This is a genomic window from Acidovorax sp. Root70, assembly GCF_001428225.1.
GTDB lineage: Bacteria > Pseudomonadota > Gammaproteobacteria > Burkholderiales > Burkholderiaceae_C > Acidovorax.
In genome coordinates, this window is sequence record NZ_LMHQ01000031.1 from 92,173 (window position 1) to 116,364 (window position 24,192).

The window sequence follows — 24,192 nt, forward strand, 5'->3', positions numbered from 1 at the left end:
TTGGGCCGGCCATGCATCCGCACGCGCTGCGCAAGGATTCGCGCCCAGTGCGCCCCCACCGGAGCCACCCCATGTTCACTGCCGCACCGACCACATCCCCGGCCTCCGCCCCCGCATCGGCGAGCCTCGCCAAACGGCTCGGCCTGCTCGGCGCCCTGGTGGCGCTGCTGGCGGTGCTGGCCTTGCCCACCCCGGCCGGGTTGCCGGTGGCGGGGCAGACCATGCTGGCCATCCTCGCGTTCGCGGTGATCGTCTGGATGACCGAGGCGCTCGAATACTCGGTGAGCGCGGTGGTGATCGCCGCACTGATGGTGTTCTTGCTGGCCTATGCACCCAGCGTGGCCAAACCCGATGGCGCAGACATGGGCACGGGCGCGGCGCTGAACCTCGCGCTCTCGGGCTTTGCCAACAGTGCCGTGGCGCTGGTCGCTGCCGCGTGTTTCATTGCGTCGGCCATGACCGCTACGGGGCTGGACCGGCGCATCGCGCTCACGGTGCTGTCCAAGGTCGGCGCCCAGACCCACCACATCGTGATCGGTGCCATGGTGGTGGGCTTTCTGCTGTCGTTCATCGTGCCCAGCACCACGGCGCGCGTAGCCTGCCTGATGCCGATCATGATGGGCTTCGTGCTCGCCTTCAAGGTAGACCGCAAGAGCCGCTTTGCCGCGCTGCTGGTCATCACCACGGCGCAGACAGCCAGCATCTGGAACGTGGGCGTCAAGACCGCCGCCGCGCAGAACATGGTGGCCATCGGGTTCATCGAAAAACAGCTGGGCGCCGAGATCACCTGGGGGGAATGGTTTGTAGCGGCCGCCCCGTTTGCAGCCCTGATGACGGTGGCACTGTTCTTCATCATGACGCGCATGATGAAGCCCGAGATGAAGGAAATTGCGGGCGGGCAGGAGACCATTCGGGAGCAGCTGGCCGAACTGGGCCCGATGACGCTGAACCAGTGGAAGCTGCTGGCCGTGGTGCTGGTGCTGCTGGGGTTCTGGTCCACCGAGAAGGTGCTGCACGACTTTGACACCACCTCCACCACCATTGCCGCCGTGGCGCTGATGCTGTTTCCGCGCGTGGGCGTGATGGACTGGAAGCAGTCGCAAAAGGGGTTCCCGTGGGGCACGGTGGTGCTGTTTGCGGTGGGCATCAGCGTGGGCTCTGCGCTGCTGCAGACCAAGGCAGCGGGCTGGCTGGCCCAGCTTATCGTGGGCCACCTGGGCCTGCAGATGGCGTCGGCCTTTGCCATCCTGATGCTGCTGTCAGCGTTCCTGATCGTCATTCACCTGGGCTTTGCCAGCGCCACGGCGCTGGCGTCCACCATGATTCCCATCGTCATCAGCGTGTTGTCCACCGTGCAGACGCCCGGCATCAATGTGGTGGGCATGACGATGATCCTGCAGTTCGTGGTGAGCTTTGGTTTCATCCTGCCGGTGAATGCGCCGCAGAACATGATCGCCTACGGCACCGACACCTTTGACGCGCACGACTTCGTGCGCACCGGCATCGTGATCACGCTGACCGGGGTGGTCCTGCTGGTGGTCTTTGCGCTGACCTACTGGCCTTGGCTGGGGCTGATGGTGACCCGCACCTGACCGGCAGGCTTACCGCAGCGCCTTCTGGCCCCCAGCGGCTGCAGGCAGGCGGAAGGCCTCCACCAGCTCGGCCAGTTGCTGCGCCTGCACGCGCAGGCCTTGCGCAGCGGCGGACGACTCCTCGACCAGCGCGGCATTCTGCTGCGTCATCTGGTCGAGCTGCGAGACCGCCTCGCTCACCTGGCTGAGGCCGGTGGTCTGTTCGCGGGCGGCGGTGCTGATCTCGCCAATGATGGTGGCGACCTGCTGCACGGACTGGACGATCTCGCCCATGGTGCCACCAGCGGCGTGGACCAGCTGGGCGCCCTCGTCCACCTGCCGCACGCTGTCGCTGATCAGGCCCCCGATCTCCTTGGCCGCCGTGGCCGAGCGCTGGGCCAGGCTGCGCACTTCGCTGGCCACCACCGCAAAGCCCCGTCCCTGCTCGCCCGCACGGGCCGCCTCCACGGCAGCGTTCAGCGCCAGGATATTGGTCTGGAAGGCAATGCCATCGATCACGCTGGTGATGTCCGCTATGCGGCGCGACGACAGGGCGATGCCGTCCATGGTGCCCACCACACGGTCCACCGCCTCGCGCCCGCGCTGGGCGACGCTGCTGGCACCAGCGGCCAGGGTGCTGGCCTGCGCAGCGGCGTCGGCGCTGTGGCGCACGGTGGCCAGCAGTTCTTCCATGCTGGCGGCGATCTCTTCGAGGTTGGAGGCCGTCTGCTCGGTGCGGGCCGACAGGTCGCTGTTGCCCGCTGCAATCTCGCTGCTGGCACCGGCCACCGAGGTGCTGGCCTGGCGCATGCCCACCACCAGCTCGGCCAACCTGGCCTGCATGCCGCCCAGGCGCGCCAGCAGGGCCTGCAGTTCGTCGCGGTTGCCCGCCTGCGGCGCAGGCACGGGGGAGGTGAGGTCGCCTTCGGCAATGCGGTCGGTCACTTCGGACGCATGCGCCAACGGGTGCAGGATGGAGCGCGACAGCAGCCAGGCACAGGCCAGGCTCAGCAGCAAGCCCACCACCGAGCCCGCCGCCAGCAGTGTGATACCCTGGCTTTCGCTGCGGGCCGCGGCGGCACGCGCCTCGGCCACGCGCTGGCGCTGGTAGTCGGCCAGCTTGTCCACGGCAGCGGCGTAGGCGTCGGCCGCAGGGCGCAGCTGGTTGGCAATGGCGTCGGGCGGCAAGGCCTCGCCCGCCTTGCGGCGCTTCACCAGATCGTCCCGCACCGTGCGGAAGCCGTTGCCGGCCTTGTCAATGGCGTCGAACAAGGCCTGCGATTCCGGGTCTGCGGCCAGCTCGTCCAGGCGCTTGCGCACTTCGGACGAGCGGGCCGAGGTGGTCTTGCGGTCGGCGTCGATGCGCGCCGCATAGGCGGGGTTGTTGTCGATCTCCAGCAGCGTTTCGGCACGGGCGGAGCTGAGCACCACGATGGCATGCAGCTCGCGCGCCAGCAGCGCGCGCTCGGACGATGCGCCCCCCAGGTCGTCCGCAATGTCCTGCAGCCCGGCCAGCCGCCAGATACCCACCGCCGCCGACAGGGACATGACGAGGCAGACCACACCAAAGGCCAGGGCCAGGCGGACAGCAACACGTGCGTGGGAGATGGACATGGGAGGCCCTCGTGAAGATGAAAGGGGCAACGCAATGGGGTCCGCCTCGGCAGCCGCCTGCGTGGTCTAGACAAAAGGTTACAAGTCCTTGATCCGCCCCACAAGATGCCCCCCATCGCAGGAGCGGCAAAGCAACAGCACGGACGCAAAAAACAAAGGCCGCCACAGTACAAGACTGTGGCGGCCTCCGGGCCGATCAGGCGCAGCGCCTGCAGCGGTTTGGGTTATTGCTGCTGTGCGTTTTGCAGCGCAGCAATGCGCTCTTCGATGGGTGGGTGGGTGCTGAACAGCTTGCCAATGCCACCAGCAATGCCCATGGCGGCCATGCTCTTGGGCAGCTCAGCCGGGTGCATGCCGCCCAGGCGGGCCAGGGCGTTGATCATGGGCTGGCGGCGCCCCATCAGTTGGGCGGCGCCTGCATCGGCGCGGAACTCGCGCTGGCGGCTGAACCAGGCCACGATCATGGCGGCCACAAAGCCCAGCACGATGTCGAGCACGATGGTGGTGACGTAGTAGCCGATGCCGGGGCCCGAGCTGTTCTCGTCGTTCTTGCGCAGGAAGCTGTCCACCGCGTAGCCGATGACGCGCGACAGGAACACCACGAAGGTGTTCATCACGCCCTGGATCAGCGTCATGGTCACCATGTCGCCGTTGGCGATGTGGGCCACCTCGTGGCCGATCACGGCCTCGACCTCGTCACGGGTCATGCCCTGCAGCAGGCCGGTGGACACGGCCACCAGGGCGGAGTTCTTGAACGCGCCTGTGGCAAAGGCATTCGGGTCACCTTCAAAGATGCCGACTTCGGGCATGCCGATCTGGGCCTGGTCGGCAAACTTGCGCACCGTCTCGACGATCCAGCGCTCGTCGGGCGAACCGGAGCCGTCGATCACGCGCACGCCCGAGGTCCACTTGGCCATGGGCTTGCTGATGAGCAGCGAGATGATGGCGCCGCCAAAGCCCATGATGAGCGCGAAGCCCAGCAGCGCGCCCAGGTTCAGGCCGTTGGCCGTGAGGTAGCGGTTGACGCCCAGCAGGCTGGCCACCACCCCCAGCACGACAACGACGGCCAGGTTGGTCATCACAAACAAAAGGATCCGCTTCATGGAATGGTTTCTCCGTGGGGTAAACAACAACGAGTGTTTGCTGGCTCAGATGGGGGCCGGGGGCCGCGCTTCAAGCGCCGCCACCCTGGGTGGCAAAGACACCCACCCCATGGCCGCGATTGCATCGCGCTATGGTAGGTGCAAACCCCGGCCAGGGCCTTATCACACAAGGCTTGGCGGGAATTACGGCACAGGCGCTGCGCGCAAGGGCCGGAACACCTGCGCATCGTCATAGAAGCCCGGCGCCTCGTTGGCAGGCCACCAGCCGGGCACGCCCAGCACCGGCAGCGGCGTGAAGGGCTTGGTGGACCACGCAGAGGCTTCTACCTGATCGGCCAGCCAGCCATCCACATCCGCTATTGAATTCATAGCTACCGGCGCATGAAATACGTGCGCCACCATGGGTTTTCGTGGAAAAACCAGCTTTTCCAGCAGTGCATGCCCGAACAGCACCAACCGGGCCTCGGCCCACAGCGGGCGCAGGTCGATGAACAGGCGTTGCCAGTCCCGCGCCCGGAGCGCATCCCACAGGGCATCAGGCGCCTGCAGCAGTGCGCCGTTTTCATCGAACACCGTGAGGGCATCGCGCAGTGGGCCACGCACGGCCTGCACGCCATCGGCCGCAATGGCCTGGGCCTGCAGCTGGTTCAGGCGCCGCTTGGTGTGCGGAAACTGCAGCCAGACCAGGCCGTTGAAGAAGTCGTGCAGGTTGTCGCGCGTGGGCACGCGGCGGGTGTCCCAGATGTATTGCTCGTAGGCGGTGCCTTCGGGCAGGTCGGACTGGGGCACAAAGACCACCGGGGCAGCCTGCGACGCGGCGGTCCGCAATGCCTGGTGCACCGATGGGTCATCCTGCAGCAGCTGCTGGGCCAGGGGTTGGCCCTGGGCGCGCCACGGCGCCAGCCAGGGAGCGCTCCAGTCGATGGCGTCGAAAGGCTGACTTACACCAGCCGCCACGGCAGGGCTTCACCGGCGCGCAGGGGCTTGAGTTCGGCCTCGCCAAACGCAAAGCTGTCGGGTGGCGTCCACGACTCGCGGCGCAGCGTGATGGTGCCGGTGTTGCGCGGCAGGCTGTAGAAGTCCGGGCCGTGGAAGCTGGCAAAGCCTTCGAGTTGGTCGAGCGCACCGGCGTTGTCGAATGCCTCGGCATACATCTCGATGGCGGCGTGGGCGGTGTAGCAGCCCGCGCAGCCGGTGGCATGTTCCTTGAGGTGCGCCGGGTGCGGTGCGCTGTCGGTGCCCAGAAAGAACTTGCTGCTGCCGCTGGTGGCGGCCTGCACCAGCGCCACGCGGTGCGTTTCGCGCTTGAGCACGGGCAGGCAGTAGTAGTGGGGCCGCACGCCGCCGATGAAGATGGCGTTGCGGTTGTACAGCAGATGGTGCGCGGTGATGGTGGCTGCCGTGTAGCGGTCGGCCTGCATCACGTAGTCGGCGGCGTCCTTGGTGGTGATGTGCTCGAAGACGATCTTCAGCTCGGGGAAGTCGCGGCGCAGCGGGATGAGCTGCTGCTCGATGAACACGGCCTCGCGATCGAACAGGTCGATGTCGCTGCTGGTGACCTCGCCATGCACCAGCAGCAGCATGCCGGCCTTCTGCATCGCTTCGAGCGTTATATAGGTCTTGCGGATGTCGGTCACGCCCGCGTCGCTGTTGGTGGTGGCCCCTGCAGGGTAGAGCTTGCAGGCCACCACGCCGGCGGCCTTGGCACGCGCGATTTCTTCGGGTGGCAGGTTGTCCGTCAGGTACAGCGTCATCAGCGGCTCGAAGCTCATGCCAGCGGGCACAGCGGCCAGGATGCGCTGCTTGTACGCCAGGGCCTGCTCGGCCGTGGTGACCGGTGGGCGCAGGTTGGGCATGATGATCGCGCGGCCGAACTGGGCGGCGGTGTGCGGCACGACGGTGTGCAGAGGCTCGCCGTCGCGCACATGCAGGTGCCAGTCGTCGGGGCGGGTGATGGTGAGGGTTTGGGGGGCTGCAGTCATGGGCGTGATTGTCCCATTGTGGGCACGAGGCGCCCAAACACTCTCATTTTCATAGCTTGCAAGGCATATGGCCGTAGCGCTACCGCACACAATGACTCAAAGCAGGTGCGCTACGGACAGGTGGACCGGTTTATTCGGCCGTGATGCCTGCACGTTTGACGACTGCGCCGAACTTCACCAGCCGGTCGGCCATCATCTTTTCAAACGCAGCGGGCGGCATCTCTTCCGGCACGATCACGCCGCGGTCCTTGAGGTTGGCCACCATGGCAGGCGACGTGGCCACCTGGCGTACGGCCTTGTACAGGGTCTGCACCACAGCCTCGGGCGTGCCGGCAGGGGCGGCCAGACCGGTCCAGGAGGTGAGGTTCAGCTCGGGGTAACCCACTTCGGCAAAGGTGGGCACATCGGGCAGCTGAGGCAAGCGCTGGTCGGAGGCCACGGCCAGGGCGCGCACTTTGCCGGCCTGGATGTGGGGCAACATGATGACCAGGTTGTCTAGGATGAACTGCACCTCGTTGGCCAGCACGCCGGTGATGAGCGGTGTGCCGCCCCGGTAAGGGATGTGGGTGGTGAACACGCCCGTGGAGACCTTGAGCATTTCCACGTTGAGCTGGCCCATGCTGCCCACGCCGCCGCTGCCGTAGTTGAGCTTGCCGGGGTTCTTCTTGGCGTAATCGATGAACTCCTTGAAGGTCTTGAACGGCAGGCTGCTGTGCACCACCAGCGCGTTGGGCTGGCGGCCCAGGATGGCGATGTTCTCGAAGTCTTTGACCGCGTCATAGCCCACCTTGGGCTGCGTGAGCGGGTTGGCCAGGTGGCTGCTTTGCGACGAGACCACGAGCGTGTAGCCATCGGGCCTGGCGCGCGCCACATACAGCGCACCGACCGAGCCCCCGGCGCCTGCGCGGTTTTCGACAATGATGGGCACGCCCAGAGCGCGCGACAGCGGCTCGGAATACTGGCGCGCCATGATGTCCACCGACCCGCCGGGCGGGAACGGCACGACCAGCGTGATCGGGCGCGAAGGAAACTTGTCCTGCGCCACGGCGGGCAATGCAGCAAGGCCTGCGAGGCCCAGGCCGGTGGTCAGGAGGTGGCGGCGGGAAGGTATGGCGGTCATGGCAGTCAAGGAACTCAGAAAACGGGTCAAAACAGGTCCCACAGGGGCGGAAAGAATCAGGGGTGTGCCAGCACCGCCAGTGCCACGGCTTGTGCGCGGGGCACGAAGGTGGACAGCTCGCAGTACTCGCGTTCGGTGTGCGGGTGGCCGCCCACGGGGCCGGTGGCGCACAGCGTGGGCACGCCCACCGATGCGGTGAGGCCGCTGTCAGCCGCGCCGCCGGTGAACTCGCCCTGCACCTCAAAGCCCAGCGCACGCGCGCCCTGCTGGTACAGCGCCAGCAGGTAGTCGGGCGTGGGCTTCATGGGCAGAGAGCGGCGCGTGGTGGTGATGCGGCCCTGGGTGCGGGGCACGGACTCTTCCTCGACGATGGCGCGCACGCGCTCCAGCAATGCATCGGGATTTGTATCGGCGGTGAAGCGCAGATCCACCTCGGCCTTGGCATGCGGGGCGACCATGTTGGGCACGATGCCGCCCTGCACCACACCCACGTTGCAGGTCACGCCCGTGGTCGGGTCGGTGAGCGCGTGCAGCGCCAGCGTCTTGCGCGCCAGGGCGTCAATGGCGCTGGCGCCTGCGGCGTGGTTGATGCCCGCATGTGCGGCCACGCCCTGCACCTCGAACTCCACCACCATCGAGCCCTTGCGGCTGGTGACCACGTTGCCGCTCACGCGGCCGGGCTCGGCATTGAACACCGCACGCGCGCCCCGCACGCGGGCCATGATGAGATCGCGCGTGGCGGGCGAGCCGACCTCTTCGTCGCACGAGAAGAACAGGTGCAGCGGGGCCTTCAGCCCACCGCAGCGTGCAAAGGCCTCGGCGACAAACACGTTGAGCACCAGGCCCGACTTCATGTCGGCCACGCCGGGGCCATAGGCGCGCCCCGCTTCTTCGCGGTAGGGGCGCTTGGCCACCGTGCCATCGGGAAACACCGTGTCCATGTGCCCCATGAGGATGATGGGGGCGCCGCCGGTGTCCGTACCTTCCGCAGGGTTGACCTGCGCATGCAGCAGCACGCCATAGCCGGGCACGGGCTCGAACTGCACGGGCACACCGGCCGCCTGCAGGCGCTCTGCCAAAGCACGCGCCACCGCCGTCACGCCCGCTTCATTGCGGCTGCCGCTCTCGATGTTGACCACTTTTTGCAACAGGTCTTGCATGGCCTGCTGCTGCCGGGCCAGCCAGTCCAGCACCTGCGCATGCACCGGCAGTCGGGTTTCGTTCAGGGTATTGAGCATCTTTGTCCTTGGGCAACGCCCGGGTGGGGGCAAAATTTGGGTCGCAGTGTTGCATACGACTCCGGGTCTTGCAACGTATTTTGCACGAATGAATATTTTATGAAATCATCATTGCAAGAATCCACCGCCTTGCTGACCGAGCGGCTGGCCCGCCAGGACGCCGACCTGACCGCGAGCGAACGTGCATTGGCCGAGGCGCTGGGGCGCGACTACCCCCATGCCCTGCTGGAGTCCGCCACGGCCCTCGCAGCCCGCACTGGCACCAGTGCATCGACGGTGGTGCGGCTGTTTGCCAAGCTGGGCTACGGCAGCTATGCCGAGGCGCAGCGCGAGGCGCGGGCCGAGGTCACCGCCCTGCTGCAAACGGCGGGGCAGCGCGCCCCCGTCACCATCGGCACTCGGCGCAGCCTGCAGCAGTGCGTGGACGACGCGCTGCTGCACGACCAGCACAACCTCACCACCACGCGCGACGGGCTGGACATGGCGGCCTTCGAGGCCATGGTCGCGCGCATCGCGCAGGGCAAGGGACGCATTTTTGTGCTGGCACAGATCAACAGCGCCCCGGTGGCCGCCTGGCTGGCGCTGCACCTGAACATGTGCCGCCCCGGCGTGCACGAGCTGGGGGCTGGCGCCGTGGACGCCACCGACCAGCTGCTGTGGATCCAGCCCGACGACGCCCTGCTGGTGTTCAGCATCCGCCGCTACGCGAGTGGACCGGTGAAAGTGGCGCAGCGCTTTCGTGACGCGGGCGCCCAGGTGCTGGCCATCACCGACAGCGCCGCAGCGCCCTTGGCCGCGCTGTCTCACCACCGGCTGCAGGTACGCACGTCCAACGCATCGCCGTTCGACTCGTACACCGCCGCGTTCTTCCTGTGCAATGCGCTGGTGTCGGCCGTGGCGCAGCTTCGGCACAAGGCGGTGTCCGAGGCGCTGAAACGGCGCGACGACCTGTGGACGGATTTTGAGTCCCAGCTCATTGTGGAAGGCCACACGCCAGCCGGTCGGCGAGGCAAGCGCTAACCTGCGCGCCAAGGCATTGTCGGCACTGCTGGGTCCATGAAAAAAGCGCTCCTCGGAGCGCTTTTTTCGTAATACCGCAGCTTGCGGATGCGGATGCAAGGCACCGCTCAGTGCTGCAGGATCTTGTTGAGAAAATCCTTGGTGCGGGGCTGGCGCGCATCGGGGTTGTTGAAGAACTCGTCCTTCGAGCAGTCTTCCAGGATCTTGCCGCCCACGTCCATGAAGATCACGCGGTTGCTCACCTTGCGGGCAAAGCCCATTTCGTGGGTCACGCACATCATGGTCATGCCTTCGTTGGCCAGGCCCACCATCACGTCCAGCACTTCGCCCACCATTTCGGGGTCGAGCGCCGACGTGGGTTCGTCGAACAGCATCACGATGGGGTCCATGGAGAGAGCGCGCGCAATGGCCACACGCTGCTGCTGGCCGCCCGAGAGCTGGCCCGGGAACTTGTCCTTGTGCGCAATCAGGCCCACACGCTCCAGCATCTTGAGGCCGCGCTTCTTGGCGTCGTCCGCGCTGCGGCCGAGCACCTTGATCTGCGCAATGGTCAGGTTGTCCGTCACCGACAGGTGGGGGAACAGCTCGAAGTGCTGGAACACCATGCCCACGCGGCTGCGCAGCTTGGGCAGGTTGGTGCTGGGGTCGTGCAGCTTCACGCCATCGACCGTGATCTCGCCCTTCTGGAAGGGTTCGAGCGCGTTGATGGTCTTGATGAGCGTGGACTTGCCCGAGCCCGACGGGCCGCACACCACCACCACTTCACCCTTGTTGATGGTGGCCGAGCACTCGTTGAGCACCTGCACCGGGCCATACCACTTGGATACGTTTTTGAGTTCGATCATTTCTTTTTCCTCAATCCAATCTCTTTTGCACCAGCCTCGATCAGCGGATGATCGCGATCTTCTGGTGCAGGCGCTTCACGGCCCAGGACAGCGCGTAGCACATGATGAAGTACAGAACCGCAGCAGCCAGGTACGCCTCGATGGGACGGCCAAAGTTCTTGCCCGCCACTTCAAAGCCCTTGAGCATGTCGTAGGCACCGATGGCATACACCAGCGACGTGTCCTGGAACAGGATGATGGTCTGCGTGAGCAGCACGGGCAGCATGTTGCGGAACGCCTGGGGCAGCACCACGAGCTTCATGTTCTGGCTGTACGTCATGCCCAGCGCCTGGCCGGCATACACCTGGCCGCGCGGGATGGACTGGATACCGGCGCGCATGATTTCGCTGAAGTACGCTGCTTCAAAGGCGATGAAGGTGACGACCGCCGACACTTCCGCACCGATGGGGCGGCCAATGATGGCCGGCACCAGCAGGAAGAACCACAGGATCACCATCACCAGCGGAATGGAGCGCATGCCGTTGACGTAGATGGTGGCGGGCACATCGAGCCACTTCTTGCCCGACAGGCGCATCAGCGCCAGCACGGTGCCGAACAGCACGCCCCCAATGGTGGCCACCAGCGTGAGGATCAGGCTGAAGTACAGCCCCTTGAGCACGAAGTTGGAGATCAGGTCCCAGTTGTAGAAGGAGAAATCGAGATTCATATCAATGCCCCCCTCCGGCCGCGCCACTCACGACCATGCCCGGGATGCGTGCGCGCTTTTCAATGAAGGCCATGATGCGGTTGATCGCAAACGCCGAGACGATGTACAGCGTGGTCACTGCCAGATAGACCTCGATACCGCGCGAAGTCTCTTCCTGCGCCTGCATGGCGAACATGGTGAGTTCGGCCACCGACACCGCAAACGCCACGGACGAATTCTTGAAGATGTTCATCGTCTCGCTGGTCAGCGGGGGGATGATGATGCGGAACGCCATGGGCAGCAGCACATAGCGGTAAGTCTGGAACGTGGTGAAACCCATTGCGAGGCCCGCATAACGCTGGCCGCGTGGCAGGGCCTGAATGCCCGAGCGCACTTGCTCGGCAATCCGTGCTGAGGTGAAGAAGCCCAACGCCAGCACGACCAGCGCGAAACCGGGCACGCCCCGCAGCACCGGGAACAGGCTGGGCAGCACGTGGTACCACAGGAAGATCTGCACCAGCAGCGGAATATTGCGAAACAGCTCGACCCAGGCATTGCCCAGTCGAACGATCATCGGGCGATCCTGCAAGGTGCGCAGCGTACCGATGAATGAACCCAGCACAAGCGCCAGCAGCAAGGCCAGCAGCGAAACGGACACCGTCCAGCCCCAGGCCGACAGCATCCAGTCCAGGTAGGTGATATCGCCGCCCTTGCCAAAGCAGCCCTGTACCACTTCCCGGTCCATGGTGTCCTGGCAGAACACCTGCCAATCCCAACTCATAGGAGCACCCCTTTAATTTCTGGTTATGCGTTGGGCGCCACCCTTGGCCGACCCAACAAAAAAGCCCCTTCAAACCGGTTGGCCGAAGGGGCACAAGCGTTGCAAAGATTACTTCTTGGCGTAGTCTTCCATCGGCTTGTCGTTAGGCGATGCCCACGCAGCCTTGGTAGCGTCCGACATCGGCAGGCCGATCTTGGTGTTGGTCGGTGGCACGGGCTGCATGAACCACTTGTCGTACAGCTTGGCCAGCGAACCGTCGGCGATCTGGCGCTTGATGGAGTCGTCCACGGCCTTCTTGAACGCAGCGTCGTCCTTGCGCAGCATGCAAGCGATGGGTTCCACCGACAGCACTTCGCCCACGATCTTGTAGTCGGCGGGGTTCTTGGACTTGGAGACGTTGGCAGCCAGGATGGAACCGTCCATCACGAAGGCGTCGGCACGGCCCGTTTCCAGCATCAGGAAGCTGTCAGCGTGGTCCTTGCCAAACACTTCCTTGAAGTCGATGCCGCCAGCGCGTTCGTGCTTGCGCAGGGTCTGCACCGAGGTCGTGCCGGTGGTGGTCGCCACGGTCTTGCCGTTCAGGTCCTTGATCGAGGTGATGCCCGAATTGGCCTTCACCACGGTGCGCACTTCTTCCACGTAGGTGGTCACGGCAAAAGCCACGTCCTTCTGGCGAGCGGCGTTGTTGGTGGTGGAGCCGCACTCCAGGTCCACGGTACCGTTGGTCACCAGGGGGATGCGGTTTTGCGAGGTCACGGGCTGGTACTTGATGTCCAGCTTGGACAGGCCCAGTTGCTTCTGGATGTCATGCAGGACGATCTCGCCCATTTCGGTGTGAAAACCAACGTACTTGCCGTTGCCCAGCGTGTACGAAAGACCCGAAGACTCACGCACGCCCAGCGTCACGCTGCCGGAGGCCTTGATCTTGGCCAAAGTGTCATTGGCTTGGGCAAATACGGTGCCTGCAGCCAAGGCGGTCACGGCAACCGCGAGCAGATGCTTCTTCATAGGGATCTCCTTGTGTTGAAAACGAAAAGGGGGGGATTTTAGAGACAGGAGCCTGCGGGGGGTAACCCGTCAGGACCGCACTCCAAAAAGGGGTAACACGCGACCAGGGATATTAGTCAGAACGGAACCTGGTCGGTAGGGTATTTCCAGAAGTCGCGCAACAAGTAACTGACCGGGAGGTTCAGCACGGTGTTGTTGGGCGGAATGGGCTTGTTGAACCACTTGTCGTAGATCGGGTAAATCTCGCGGCTGGTGATCAGGCGGCGCATTTCCTCGTCCACCAGCTTTTTGAACTCGGGGTCATTCTTGGACAGCATGATGGCCAGCGGCTCGGTAGTCATGAAGCGGCCCACCACCTTGAGAGCCTTGGGGTCGGGCCGCCCCGCGGCCAGGCCATACAGCAGCACGTCGTCCATGACAAACGCGTCGGCCTCGCCTTTTTCGACCATCTCGACCGCCTTGGCATGGTCGGGCGCCTCGACGATGGTGATACCCATCAGGCGCTCGCGATTGGCCTGGTCGGCCGCCTTCAGCGGCGTCGTGCCTTTGGTGGACACCAGCTTTTTGCCGTTGAGGTCTTCCACGCGGTCGATGTTGCTGGCGGATTTGACCAGCAGCCGCGCGCCGGTGATGAAATGGGGAATGGTGAAGGCCACCTTCTGGCGCCGCTCGGCATTGTTGGTGGTAGAGCCGCACTCCATGTCGGCCTTGCCCTGCTCGATCACGGCGATTCGGTTGGCCGGGGTGACAGGCACCAGCTCGACCTCCATGTCCTTCTTGCCAGTCTTCTTGCGCACCAGTTCGGCCATGCGCAGACACAGGTCCAGCGCATAGCCCACGGGCTTGCCCGACTGGCTGTCGATGTACGAGAAAGGCACCGAGGATTCACGGTAGGCGATGACCAGCTTGCCGCCACCGGCCACGCGCTCCAGCACGCTGGCCTGCGCAGACGCACCGGCCGCACAGCACAGTGCTGCGAGGCCCCAGGCCAATCCCCAATGCTGAACTTTCATACGATGCCTCTGTGAAGGAATGAACCGGGTTCGCAATCTTCGTGCCACCGTGGGGCCCTGCCAAGGCACACGCTGCTGTCCACCGATCCGGCGATGGCGCAGACTGTACGTGTCGTTACGGTGAAATTCCAATGCCGTTTGCGCGCACAACTATGCAAACTGTTTATGTCCGTATTTACCCTTAGCATGAGGCCGCTTGGGCCTGCAGGTAGCTCCACAGCGCCTGTGCCGTGCCTTTGGGGGTGTCCTTGCCGTTGGGCTTTTCGCGGTAGGCGCGCACATCCATGGTCATCTGCAGGCCCTCGGTGTCCGGGGGGGCGGCACTGACCAAGCGGCGCGAGCGCAGTTCTTTCTTCACGGCACTGTGGGGCAGGAAGGCCACACCATGCCCTTCCAGCGCCATGGCCTTGAGGCCTTCGGCCATGTCGGTCTCGTACACCCGCTCCAGGTGGATGGGCGTTTGCGATTGCTTGAGGATGAGTTCGGTCACCCGCCCCAGGTAAGCGCCGGGCGCGTAACCCAGGTAGGGCAGCGGCTGCCCCGCGCGGCCCGGCAGGCGATGCACGGGCTGGCCATCGGCGTCGGCCTTGCTGTAGGGCGACAGCACTTCCTGCCCCAGGCTGACCATTTCATAACGGTCGGCGTCGAGCTGAAAAGGCTGCGAAGGGTGGTGGTAGGCAATCAGGAGGTCGCACCCGCCCTCGACCAGCCGCATCACCGCGTCATGCACGTTCAAAGCAATCAGGCGGCTCTTGAACGGGCCGAACTTGTCGTGCAGGCTGGACACCCAGGCCGGGAAGAACGTGAACGCCAGCGTATGGGGCACGGCGAACTCGATCATGTCCCTGCCAGCGCTGGTGTGCGCGCGCAGCATGGCGCGCGTGTTCTGCAGCGACTGGAGCATCTCCAGAGCCTGGTCGTACAGCGTCTTGCCAGCAGGGGTGAGGCGCGTGGGGTAGGAGCTTCGGTCCACCAGGTCGGTGCCGGCCCAGGCCTCGAGCGCCTGGATCCGCCGCGAGAACGCAGGCTGGGTCACATGCCGCAGCTGCGCTGACCGGCTGAAGCTGCGGGTTTCCGCAAGACTGACGAAATCTTCAAGCCACTTGGTTTCCATCGGCGCATTATCCGCGCGGCGCCTGAAGCGCGCAGCGTGGTGGCATGAGGGTTTACACAGTGCTGACACAGCGCACCAATGGTGTGCATGCATAGCAACACATCGCATAATAGAAAGCAGCGCCTACAGCGCTCCGCGTCGAGGCCCCTGGTGCACAACACTGCCGGGCAGGGCGACCTGCATGCCCCCCGTGTTTGTTCTCCTCCTTCCCCTGCCCCATGTCCTCCTCCTCCCCCCAAGGGCCTGCGACCGACGCATTGCCCTGCGCTGCGAGTCCCGAGGCCGAGCCCCGCTCGCTGCGCCTTGAAGACTGGCTCACCGTCATCGTCATGGCGGCTCTCGCACTCATCACCTTTGCCAACGTGCTGGTGCGCTATTTCACCAATTCGTCCTTCGCCTGGACCGAAGAAATCTCCGTGTTCCTGATGATCGCGCTGGCGCTCATCGCAGGCTCTGCCGCCGTGGCGCGCGACCAGCACATCCGCATCGAATACTTTGCCGAGGGCGGCTCCGCCTTGCGCAGCAAGCGCTTGGCCATGCTGGGCGCGGCCACCGTGGCCCTGCTGTTCGGCGTGATTGCCGTGCTGAGCGTGCGGGTGGTGTGGGACGACTACCGCTTTGGCGAAACCTCGCCCGGCATTGGCGTGCCGCAGTGGTGGTACTCGGTCTGGCTACCCGTGTTCTCGGCCCTCATCACGGCGCGTGCCGTGGGCCTGTTCATCCGCCGCAGCCGCAGCAAGGTCGATGGCGCTGATGCTCGCTCACAGGAGCCCCAAGCATGATCGCCACGCTCCTGTTTGTGGCCTTCCTGGGCCTGATGTTTGTCGGCGTGCCAATTGGCGCCGCGCTGGGCCTGGCGGGTGCCGCAGCCATTGCGCTGGCCAATGCCGACAGCCAGTGGTTTGGCCTGCTGGCCGTGCCGCAGAACTTCTATGCCGGGCTGGGCAAATATCCGCTGCTGGCCATCCCCATGTTCGTGCTGGTCGGCTCGATCTTTGATCGATCGGGCGTGGCGCTGCGCCTGGTCAACTTTGCCGTGGCCATCGTCGGGCGCGGCCCGGGCATGCTGCCCCTGGTGGCCATTGCCGTGGCCATGTTTCTGGGCGGTATCTCGGGCTCCGGCCCCGCCAATGCGGCCGCTGTGGGCGGCGTCATGATCGCCGCCATGTCGCGTGCGGGCTATCCGCCCTCGTTCTCTGCCAGCGTGGTGGGCGCGGCTGCGGCCACCGACATCCTGATCCCACCGTCCGTCGCCTTCATCATCTATTCGGTGCTGGTGCCCGGCGCCTCGGTGCCCGCGCTGTTCGCGGCCGGCATGATCCCCGGCATCCTGGCCGGCGTGGCACTCATCGTGCCCGCCGTGTGGATGGCGCGCAAACACAAGATGGGCGCGCTCGAAGCCACCATGCCCCGCCCCCCGTTCTGGAAGAGCCTGCGCGAGGCCACCTGGGGCCTGGCCGCGCCAGTGCTCATTTTGGGCGGCATGCGTGCGGGCTGGTTCACACCCACCGAGGCCGCCGTGGTGGCCGTGTTCTACGGCCTGTTCGTGGGCATGGTGATCCACCGCACGATCAAGGTGCGCGACCTGTTCCCCATCCTGCGCGAGTCGGGCGAACTGTCAGCCGTGATCCTCATCGTGGTCTCGCTCGCGGGCATCTTTGCGTACTCGCTGTCAACACTCGGCGTGATCGACCCGGTGGCCAACGCCATCGTGAATTCGGGCCTGGGCGAATACGGTGTGCTGGCACTGCTCATCGTGCTGCTGATCACCGTGGGCATGTTCCTCGACGGCATCTCGATCTTCCTGATTTTTGTGCCGCTGCTGCTGCCCATCATGAACCACTACCACTGGGACCCGGTGTGGTTTGGCGTGATCCTGACCCTGAAGGTGGCCCTGGGCCAATTCACCCCACCGCTGGCCGTGAACCTCATGGTGTCATGCCGCATCGCCGGTGTGCGCATGGAGTCCACCGTGCGCTGGGTCGGCTGGATGCTGTTTGCCATGTTCCTAGTGATGGTGGCGGTGATTGCCTTCCCGCAACTGGCGCTGTGGCTGCCCGCCCAGATGGGCTATTGAAATATTGGTAGAAATACCCGCTAGCGCATAACCCAAAAGCGCTGGCAGCTAGATTTTTTATAGCAAGGAGACTGAAACAATGAAACTGCGCACCTTCCTCACCTCTGCCGTGGCCGCCGCCGCTGCCATGGCCTTCACGGCCCCCGCCGCCATCGCCCAGACCGCGTACAAAAGCGAATACCGCATGTCGCTGGTGCTGGGCACCGCCTTCCCCTGGGGCAAGGGCGGCGAGCTGTGGGCTAACAAAGTGCGCGAGCGCACCCAGGGCCGCATCAACATCAAGCTGTACCCCGGCGTCTCGCTGATCCAGGGCGACCAGACGCGCGAGTTCAGCGCGCTGCGCCAGGGCGTGATCGACATGGCCGTGGGCTCTACCATCAACTGGTCGCCGCAGGTCAAGGCCCTCAATCTGTTCTCGCTGCCGTTCTTGTTCCCCAACTACGCCGCGGTGGACGCCGTGACGCAGGGCGATGTGGGCAAGCAAATCTTCGCCACACTGGACAAGGCGGGCGTGATGCCCCTGGCCTGGGGCGAGAACGGTTACCGCGAAATCTCCAACTCCAAGGTTGCGATCAAGTCGCCCGCCGACCTCAAGGGCCTGAAGATCCGCGTGGTGGGCTCGCCTCTGTTCCTCGATACCTTCACCGCCCTGGGCGCCAACCCTACGCAGATGAGCTGGGCCGACGCGCAACCCGCCTTTGCCAGCGGCGCCGTGGACGGCCAGGAGAACCCCATCGCCGTGTACCAGGCCGCCAAGCTGCACACCGTGGCACAGAAGCACATCACCATGTGGGGCTACGTGAACGACCCGCTGGTGTTCGTGGTGAACAAGGACATCTGGAACAGCTGGACGCCCGCCGACCGCGAGATCGTCAAGCAAGCCGCCATCGACGCCGGCAAGGAAGAAATCGCCATCGCCCGCAAGGGCATGGTGGAGGCCGACAAGCCCCTGCTCAAGGAAATCGCCGCCAACGGCGTGTCTGTGACGCAGCTGTCAGCCGCCGAACGCGAAGCCTTTGTAAAGGCTACCCGCCCCGTCTACGACAAATGGAAGGGCCAGATCGGCGCCGACCTGGTGACCGCGGCTGAAAAGGCGATTGCGGCACGCAAGTAATAAATCACTCCTAAAACCATAGCTTCTAGCGCTTGTATATCAGGCGCTAGAAGCTTTTTTTATGCCTAAACCGAGTGCACAGCCACAGCGCTCGACATCCACAGCCCCAGCTTGGTCATCCCACCCGGGAGTCACCCGAGGCAACGTCGTTGCCCCACGCCTAACTCGAGTGCCTTCGCATCATTATTGGTACGACCAATAACCAAAATGCAAAGCAAATGGCCGCTACTAAGTATTTACCCTATAAATATCACCGCTATAGAACACTGAAAATACAACCAATTCGCACGGATTGGCTATTTTTGGTCATACCAATTTAATCCATCGTCTGCCAGTGAAGACCGAGCGGCCTCTGCCTGTCTTCATGCCCACCCAGCCCTCAGGCTCCCGACCTGCAGGGCCAATGGCCGGAGACAACGCCGCCCCCAAGGCGGCGCATCCACTGCGGTGAAGAAAGCCATGGGCCCCTAGTCCCTGGCTGCGTTTCAATGCCTCACTGACCGTTATGCAAACCCTCTGGCAACAAAACTACGACCCGGCCGGGAACATCTGGCTGTCCGCGCTCGTAGCCCTCATCCCCATCGTTTTCTTCTTTCTGGCACTGACCAAGCTGCGACTCAAGGGCTACCAGGCGGGCACCGTGACGGTGCTGCTGGCACTGGGCGTGGCGCTGCTGTTCTACAAGATGCCCGTGAGCGCCGCACTGGCCTCGGCCGTGTATGGCTTCTTCTACGGCCTGTGGCCCATCGCCTGGATCATTGTGGCGGCCGTGTTTCTGTACAAGCTGTCGGTCAAGACCGGGCAGTTTGATGTGATCCGCAGCTCCATCCTCTCGGTCACGCACGACCAGCGCCTGCAGCTCATCCTGGTGGGCTTTTGCTTCGGCGCCTTCCTGGAAGGCGCGGCCGGTTTCGGCGCCCCCGTGGCCATCACCGCTGCGCTGCTGGTGGGCCTGGGCTTCAAGCCGCTGTACGCTGCCGGCCTGTGCCTGATCGCCAACACCGCCCCCGTGGCCTTTGGCGCGATGGGCATTCCAGTCATCGTGGCCGGGCAGGTGTCGGGCATCGATCCGTTCCTGATCGGCCAGATGGCCGGGCGCCAGTTGCCCTTCATGACCATCCTGGTGCTGTTCTGGATCATGGCGATCATGGACGGCTGGCGCGGCGTGAAGGAGACCTGGCCTGCCGTGCTGGTGGGCGGCGGCTCGTTCGCCGTGATGCAGTTCCTGACCGCCAACTACATTGGCCCCGAGCTGCCCGACATCACCTCGGCCATCGTCTCGCTGATTGCCCTGACAGCCTTCCTCAAGGTGTGGCAGCCCAAGCGCATCTTCCGCTTTGAGGACAGCGACGGTGCGCCCCAAAGCCAAGCCGCCACCAAGCGTGCAACCCCTTCGATCAAAGCACAGGCACCCCTCACCGCAGGCGCCATCGTCAAGGCCTGGTCGCCCTTCATCATCCTGACCGGCATGGTCACGATCTGGAGCATCAAGCCCTTCAAGGCGCTGTTTGCCGCAGGCGGCCCCCTGGCCTCCACCATCATCAACATCCCCGTGCCCATGCTGGACAAGCTGGTTGCCAAGATGCCGCCGGTGGTCGCACAGGCCACGCCCTACGGCGCCGTGTACACCTTCAACTGGCTGGCCGCCACCGGCACCGCCATCCTGATCGCCGCCATCCTGACCATCGCCTTTGCCCGCTTCTCCCCCGCCAAGGCCGCGGTGACGCTGGGCGAGACCGTGCGCGAGCTGGTCATCCCCATCTACTCCATTGGCATGGTGCTGGCCTTTGCGTTCGTGGCCAACTACTCGGGCCTGTCGGCCACGCTGGCCCTGGCGCTGGCCCACACGGGCAAGGCCTTTACGTTCTTCTCGCCCTTCCTGGGCTGGATCGGCGTGTTCCTCACCGGCTCCGACACCTCGGCCAACGCCCTGTTTGGCGCGCTGCAGGCCACCACGGCCACTCAGTTGGGCTTGCCCCCAGTGCTCACCGTGGCGGCCAACACCACCGGCGGCGTCACCGGCAAGATGATTTCGCCCCAGTCCATCGCCATCGCCTGCGCCGCCGTGGGCCTGGCGGGCAAGGAATCGGACCTGTTCCGCTTCACCGTCAAGCACAGCCTGGTGTTCGCCGCCATCATCGGCATCCTCTGCACGCTGCAAGCCTATGTGTTTACGTGGATGATTCCGGGTCATTGAAACCCTGAATCTGAGAGCCCCCATGCGCCTGGCCGATCACGTTGTCGAAAAACTGCTTGCCCTCGTGCAAGAACGCGGACTGCAGCCCGGACAAAAGCTGCCCGCCGAACGGCAACTGGCCGAGGAGTTGGGGGTGTCGCGCACCTCGGTGCGCGAAGCCATCCAGAAGCTCACCAGCCAGGGCGTGCTCTCAGCCCGCCGCGGCGATGGCACCTACGTGCAGCAGTCCAACAAACCGGCGGAGTGGTTGCAAGAAGCCATGGTGCCGCTGGCGGGCCTGATCGAATCCGATCCCCACTACCGCTACGACGTGCTGGAGACGCGCCACGCACTGGAAACCAGCACCGCCTGGCTGGCCGCGCAGCGCGCCACCGCCCAGGACAAAGCCCACATCCAGCGCTGCTTTGAAGTGATGCTGCAGCACCAGCAAGGCGGCCACGCCGAACTGGCAGCACGCGCCGACGCGCAGTTCCACCTGGCCATTGCCGAAGCCTCGCACAACCTGGTGCTGGTGCAGGTGATGCACAGCCTGTTCACCGTGGTGCTGTCCACCGTGGAGCGCAACCGGCACGACATGTTCCGCCTGAGTGCCCCCGTCACGCTGCAGGCGCTCACGGCGCAGCACCAGGCGCTGATGCAGGCCATTTTGGACGGTGACCCGCAGCGCGCGCGCGCATGCATTGGCGAACACCTGGAGCATGTGCGCACCACCATCCAGCGCATGGACGAAGACCGCGCCAGGCGCGAACGATCCATGCGCCTGCCCCTTGATCTAGCCCCCGACATAAGAGAGCCATCGTGATCATCTCCTCCAGCGCCGACTACCGCGCAGCGGCGCAAAAGTTTCTCCCACCCTTCCTGTTCCACTACATCGACGGTGGCGCCTACGCCGAGCAGACGCTGCGCCGCAACGTTGATGACCTGGCCGCCGTCGCGCTGCGCCAGCGCGTGCTCAAGGACATGAGCCGACTCGATACCAGCATCGAGCTGTTTGGCGAGAAACTCTCGATTCCCGTGGCCCTGTCGCCCGTGGGCCTCACCGGCATGTACCGCCGCCGCGGCGAAGTGCAGGCCGCCCGCGCTGCCGATGCGCATGGCATTCCGTTCACCATGTCCAGCGTGTCGGTCTGCCCGATCGAGGAAGTGGCGCCAAAGATCAAGCGCCCGATGTGGTTCCAGCTATACGTGCTGAAAGATCGGGGCTTCATGCAGAACGCGCTGGAACGCGCGCAGGCCGCCAGCTGCACCACCCTGGTGTTCACCGTGGACATGCCCGTGCCCGGCGCCCGCTACCGCGACGCGCATTCGGGCATGAGCGGCCCCAATGCGCCGTTGCGCCGCTACTGGCAGGCCATGACGCACCCGCGCTGGGCCATGGACGTGGGCCTGCTGGGCCGCCCGCACGACCTGGGCAACATCTCGGCCTACCGGGGCAGCCCCACGGGCCTGCAGGACTACATGGGCTACCTCAGCGCCAACTTCGACCCCTCCATTTCGTGGAAAGACCTGGAGTGGATCCGCGCCTTCTGGAAGGGGCCGATGGTCATCAAGGGCATCCTCGACCCCGAGGACGCCAAGGACGCCGTGCGCTTTGGCGCGGACGGCATCATCGTCTCCAATCATGGCGGCCGGCAGCTCGACGGCGTGCTGTCGTCGGCCCGCGCCCTGCCCGCCATTGCCGACGCGGTAAAGGGCCAGATCAAGATCCTGGCCGACTCGGGCATCCGCAACGGGCTGGACGTGGTGCGCGCCATTGCGCTGGGCGCCGACTGCGCCATGATCGGCCGCGCGTACATCTATGCGCTGGCTGCCGCTGGCGAGGCAGGCGTCAAGCACCTGCTGGAGCTGCTGGAAAAGGAAATGCGCGTGGCCATGACACTGACCAGCGTGGCCAAGGTGGCCGACATCTCCGCTGACTTGCTGGTGCGCGAAGCATGAGCGCCGCCACACCCATCTCCCCTGTCTCCCGTGAGGCCCTGCTGGCGCAACTGCGCGACGCCGTGGGCGCCGCCCACGTCCTGACCGACGACCAGGCCACCCGACGCTTTCGCAAAGGCCACCGCACGGGCGAAGGCCCGGTGCTGGCCGTGGTGCGCCCCGGCACGCTGCTGGAGCAGTGGAAGGTGCTGCAGGCCGCCGTGGCGGCCGACCGCATCGTCATCATGCAGGCGGCCAACACCGGCCTCACCGGTGGCTCCACGCCTGACGGCAACCAGTACGACCGCGAGATCGTGCTCATCAACACGCTGCGCATTGCAGGTGTGCAGGTGGTGCGCGGCGGCGAGCAGGTGGTGTGCCTGCCCGGCGCCACACTCGACCGGCTGGAACAGACACTGATCCCCTTCAACCGCGAGCCGCACTCGGTCATTGGTTCGTCGTGCATCGGCGCCTCGGTGCTGGGCGGCATCTGCAACAACTCGGGCGGCGCGCTGGTGCGACGCGGCCCGGCCTACACAGAACTGGCGCTGTACGCCCGCGTGCGTGACGACGGCACGCTGGAGCTGGTGAACCACCTGGGCATCGAGCTGGGCCAGACGCCCGAAGACATCCTGACCCGCCTGCAAAACGGCAGCTACACCGAAGCCGACGTGCGCCACGAGCCCGAGCGCGCCGCATCCGACGCCCGCTATGCGCAGGACGTGCGCGCCGTGGACGCAGACAGCCCCGCCCGCTTCAATGCCGACCCTTCGCGCCTGTTTGAGGCCTCGGGCTCTGCGGGCAAGGTGTGCCTGTTTGCCGTGCGGCTGGACACCTTCCCCAAAGAACCCAGCACGGTGTTCTACATCGGCAGCAACGCGCCCGAAGACCTCACCGCCGTGCGCCGCCACCTGCTCACCGCCCTGCCCCGCCCGCCCATTGCGGGTGAATACATCCACCGCACGGCGTTCGACATTGGCGAGAAGTACGGTAAGGACACCTTTTTGCTCATCGACCGCTTTGGCACTGCCCGCGTGCCTGCGGCCTTTGCGCTCAAAAGCCGGTTCGACGGCTTCTTTGAACGCATCGGCCTGCGCGGTTTTGTGGACCACGCCATCCAGGCCGTGACCCGCCTGCTGCCCAGCCACCTGCCCCGGCGTGTGCGGCAGTGGCGCGATCTGTACGAGCACCATCTGCTGGTGCGCGTATCGAACGACCAGGTGGAAGCCACCCGGGCATTCCTGACAGAGCACTTTGCCCACAGCACCCAGGGCGGCTGGTTTGAGTGCGATGCCGACGAAGGGCGCAAGGCCTTCCTGCACCGCTTTGCGATTGCAGGCGCAGCCATCCGCTACCGCGAGGTGCACCGCAGCGAGGTCGAAGACATCGTGGCGCTCGATATTGCGCTGCGCCGCAACGACCGCGCATGGGTGGAACAACTGCCGCAGGACGTGGAGCGCAATGTGGTGCACAAGCTGTACTACGGCCACTTCTTCTGCCATGTGTTCCACCAGGACTACATCGTGAAGAAGGGCGTGGACCCGCTGGCCATGGAGCACCGCATGTGGGAGCTGCTGGACGAGCGCCGCGCCGAGTACCCCGCCGAACACAACGTGGGCCACCTCTACGTGGCAAAACCTGCGCTGGCGGGCTTCTACCAATCGCTGGACCCGACCAACACCTTCAACCCCGGCATCGGCCACACCCCGCGCGGGCGCGATTGGCAGGAGTGCAACCACGCCAGCAACAGCTGGCCCAAGGGGTACTCAGAGAACGCCTGAGTGCGGGCGCTG

The 24,192-nt window shown here is 65.0% G+C and carries 21 protein-coding genes; 9 read left to right on the top strand and 12 right to left on the bottom strand.

Going from position 1 to position 24,192, the window contains the following annotated elements; all coding sequences use genetic code 11:
- Positions 1-71: 71 nt before the first annotated feature.
- Positions 72-1,592 (top strand): DASS family sodium-coupled anion symporter, encoded by a 1,521-nt coding sequence (locus tag ASD94_RS20125; protein ID WP_056647630.1) that lies wholly within the window; start codon positions 72-74, stop codon positions 1,590-1,592.
- Positions 1,593-1,601: 9 nt separating this feature from the next.
- Here ASD94_RS20125 and ASD94_RS20130 read toward each other — a convergent pair whose 3' ends face one another.
- The 6 genes from ASD94_RS20130 to ASD94_RS20155 form a co-directional block, all read right to left on the bottom strand.
- Entirely contained in the window at positions 1,602-3,185 is a 1,584-nt protein-coding gene (locus ASD94_RS20130; RefSeq protein WP_056646817.1) for a methyl-accepting chemotaxis protein, read from the bottom strand.
- A 224-nt stretch (positions 3,186-3,409) separates the two neighbouring features.
- Positions 3,410-4,288, bottom strand: coding sequence for a protease HtpX (htpX, locus tag ASD94_RS20135; protein ID WP_056646820.1), 879 nt, complete (start codon positions 4,286-4,288; stop codon positions 3,410-3,412).
- A gap of 183 nt (positions 4,289-4,471) precedes the next feature.
- Positions 4,472-5,245, bottom strand: coding sequence for a DUF3025 domain-containing protein (locus tag ASD94_RS20140; protein ID WP_056646823.1), 774 nt, complete (start codon positions 5,243-5,245; stop codon positions 4,472-4,474).
- Positions 5,230-6,270, bottom strand: coding sequence for a dihydroorotase (gene pyrC / locus ASD94_RS20145; protein WP_056646826.1), 1,041 nt, complete (start codon positions 6,268-6,270; stop codon positions 5,230-5,232). Before pyrC ends, ASD94_RS20140 begins: the two co-directional genes overlap by 16 nt.
- Positions 6,271-6,400: 130 nt before the next feature.
- Positions 6,401-7,390 carry a tripartite tricarboxylate transporter substrate binding protein gene (locus ASD94_RS20150; RefSeq protein ID WP_056646829.1) on the bottom strand — a complete coding sequence of 330 codons (990 nt, stop codon included), beginning with the start codon at positions 7,388-7,390 and terminating at the stop codon, positions 6,401-6,403.
- Positions 7,391-7,446: 56 nt separating this feature from the next.
- Complete coding sequence (locus tag ASD94_RS20155; protein ID WP_056646832.1) at positions 7,447-8,628, bottom strand: M20 family metallopeptidase; 1,182 nt, start codon at positions 8,626-8,628, stop codon at positions 7,447-7,449.
- A 99-nt stretch (positions 8,629-8,727) separates the two neighbouring features.
- On the opposite strand from ASD94_RS20155, the gene ASD94_RS20160 reads away from it, so the two are divergent.
- Positions 8,728-9,648: a MurR/RpiR family transcriptional regulator gene (locus ASD94_RS20160; RefSeq protein ID WP_056646835.1), complete on the top strand. Its 921-nt coding sequence runs from the start codon at positions 8,728-8,730 to the stop codon at positions 9,646-9,648.
- A gap of 107 nt (positions 9,649-9,755) precedes the next feature.
- Here the strand turns inward: ASD94_RS20160 and ASD94_RS20165 are convergent, their stop codons facing one another.
- The 6 genes from ASD94_RS20165 to ASD94_RS20190 form a co-directional block, all read right to left on the bottom strand.
- On the bottom strand, positions 9,756-10,493 hold the full coding sequence (locus tag ASD94_RS20165) for an amino acid ABC transporter ATP-binding protein (RefSeq protein WP_015012504.1): 738 nt from the start codon (positions 10,491-10,493) through the stop codon (positions 9,756-9,758).
- A gap of 40 nt (positions 10,494-10,533) precedes the next feature.
- Positions 10,534-11,199 (bottom strand): amino acid ABC transporter permease, encoded by a 666-nt coding sequence (locus ASD94_RS20170; protein WP_056647632.1) that lies wholly within the window; start codon positions 11,197-11,199, stop codon positions 10,534-10,536.
- Position 11,200: 1 nt separating this feature from the next.
- Positions 11,201-11,959 carry an amino acid ABC transporter permease gene (locus ASD94_RS20175; protein WP_056646838.1) on the bottom strand — a complete coding sequence of 253 codons (759 nt, stop codon included), beginning with the start codon at positions 11,957-11,959 and terminating at the stop codon, positions 11,201-11,203.
- Between the two features lie 108 nt (positions 11,960-12,067).
- Entirely contained in the window at positions 12,068-12,967 is a 900-nt protein-coding gene (locus ASD94_RS20180) for an amino acid ABC transporter substrate-binding protein (RefSeq protein WP_056646841.1), read from the bottom strand.
- A gap of 116 nt (positions 12,968-13,083) precedes the next feature.
- The gene (locus ASD94_RS20185; RefSeq protein WP_056646844.1) at positions 13,084-13,980 is read right to left on the bottom strand and encodes an amino acid ABC transporter substrate-binding protein; all 897 of its coding nucleotides are present in this window, start codon (positions 13,978-13,980) and stop codon (positions 13,084-13,086) included.
- A gap of 181 nt (positions 13,981-14,161) precedes the next feature.
- Positions 14,162-15,094: a LysR family transcriptional regulator gene (locus tag ASD94_RS20190; RefSeq protein WP_056646846.1), complete on the bottom strand. Its 933-nt coding sequence runs from the start codon at positions 15,092-15,094 to the stop codon at positions 14,162-14,164.
- Between the two features lie 218 nt (positions 15,095-15,312).
- Here ASD94_RS20190 and ASD94_RS20195 point away from each other — a divergent pair, with 218 nt between their 5' ends.
- From ASD94_RS20195 to dld, 7 genes are all read left to right on the top strand, one after another.
- Entirely contained in the window at positions 15,313-15,876 is a 564-nt protein-coding gene (locus ASD94_RS20195) for a TRAP transporter small permease (RefSeq protein WP_056646848.1), read from the top strand.
- Positions 15,873-17,171, top strand: a complete 1,299-nt coding sequence (locus ASD94_RS20200) for a TRAP transporter large permease (RefSeq protein ID WP_056646849.1) — start codon at positions 15,873-15,875, stop codon at positions 17,169-17,171. The genes ASD94_RS20195 and ASD94_RS20200 overlap by 4 nt, the downstream gene beginning before the upstream one ends.
- 79 nt (positions 17,172-17,250) lie before the next feature.
- On the top strand, positions 17,251-18,285 hold the full coding sequence (locus ASD94_RS20205) for a DctP family TRAP transporter solute-binding subunit (protein ID WP_056646852.1): 1,035 nt from the start codon (positions 17,251-17,253) through the stop codon (positions 18,283-18,285).
- 505 nt (positions 18,286-18,790) lie between these two features.
- Positions 18,791-20,482 carry an L-lactate permease gene (lldP, locus tag ASD94_RS20210; protein ID WP_056646855.1) on the top strand — a complete coding sequence of 564 codons (1,692 nt, stop codon included), beginning with the start codon at positions 18,791-18,793 and terminating at the stop codon, positions 20,480-20,482.
- A gap of 22 nt (positions 20,483-20,504) precedes the next feature.
- The gene (gene lldR / locus ASD94_RS20215; protein WP_056646857.1) at positions 20,505-21,284 is read left to right on the top strand and encodes a transcriptional regulator LldR; all 780 of its coding nucleotides are present in this window, start codon (positions 20,505-20,507) and stop codon (positions 21,282-21,284) included.
- Positions 21,281-22,420 carry an FMN-dependent L-lactate dehydrogenase LldD gene (gene lldD / locus ASD94_RS20220; protein WP_056646860.1) on the top strand — a complete coding sequence of 380 codons (1,140 nt, stop codon included), beginning with the start codon at positions 21,281-21,283 and terminating at the stop codon, positions 22,418-22,420. The genes lldR and lldD overlap by 4 nt, the downstream gene beginning before the upstream one ends.
- Complete coding sequence (gene dld / locus ASD94_RS20225) at positions 22,417-24,180, top strand: D-lactate dehydrogenase (RefSeq protein ID WP_056646863.1); 1,764 nt, start codon at positions 22,417-22,419, stop codon at positions 24,178-24,180. The genes lldD and dld overlap by 4 nt, the downstream gene beginning before the upstream one ends.
- Positions 24,181-24,192: the final 12 nt, after the last annotated feature.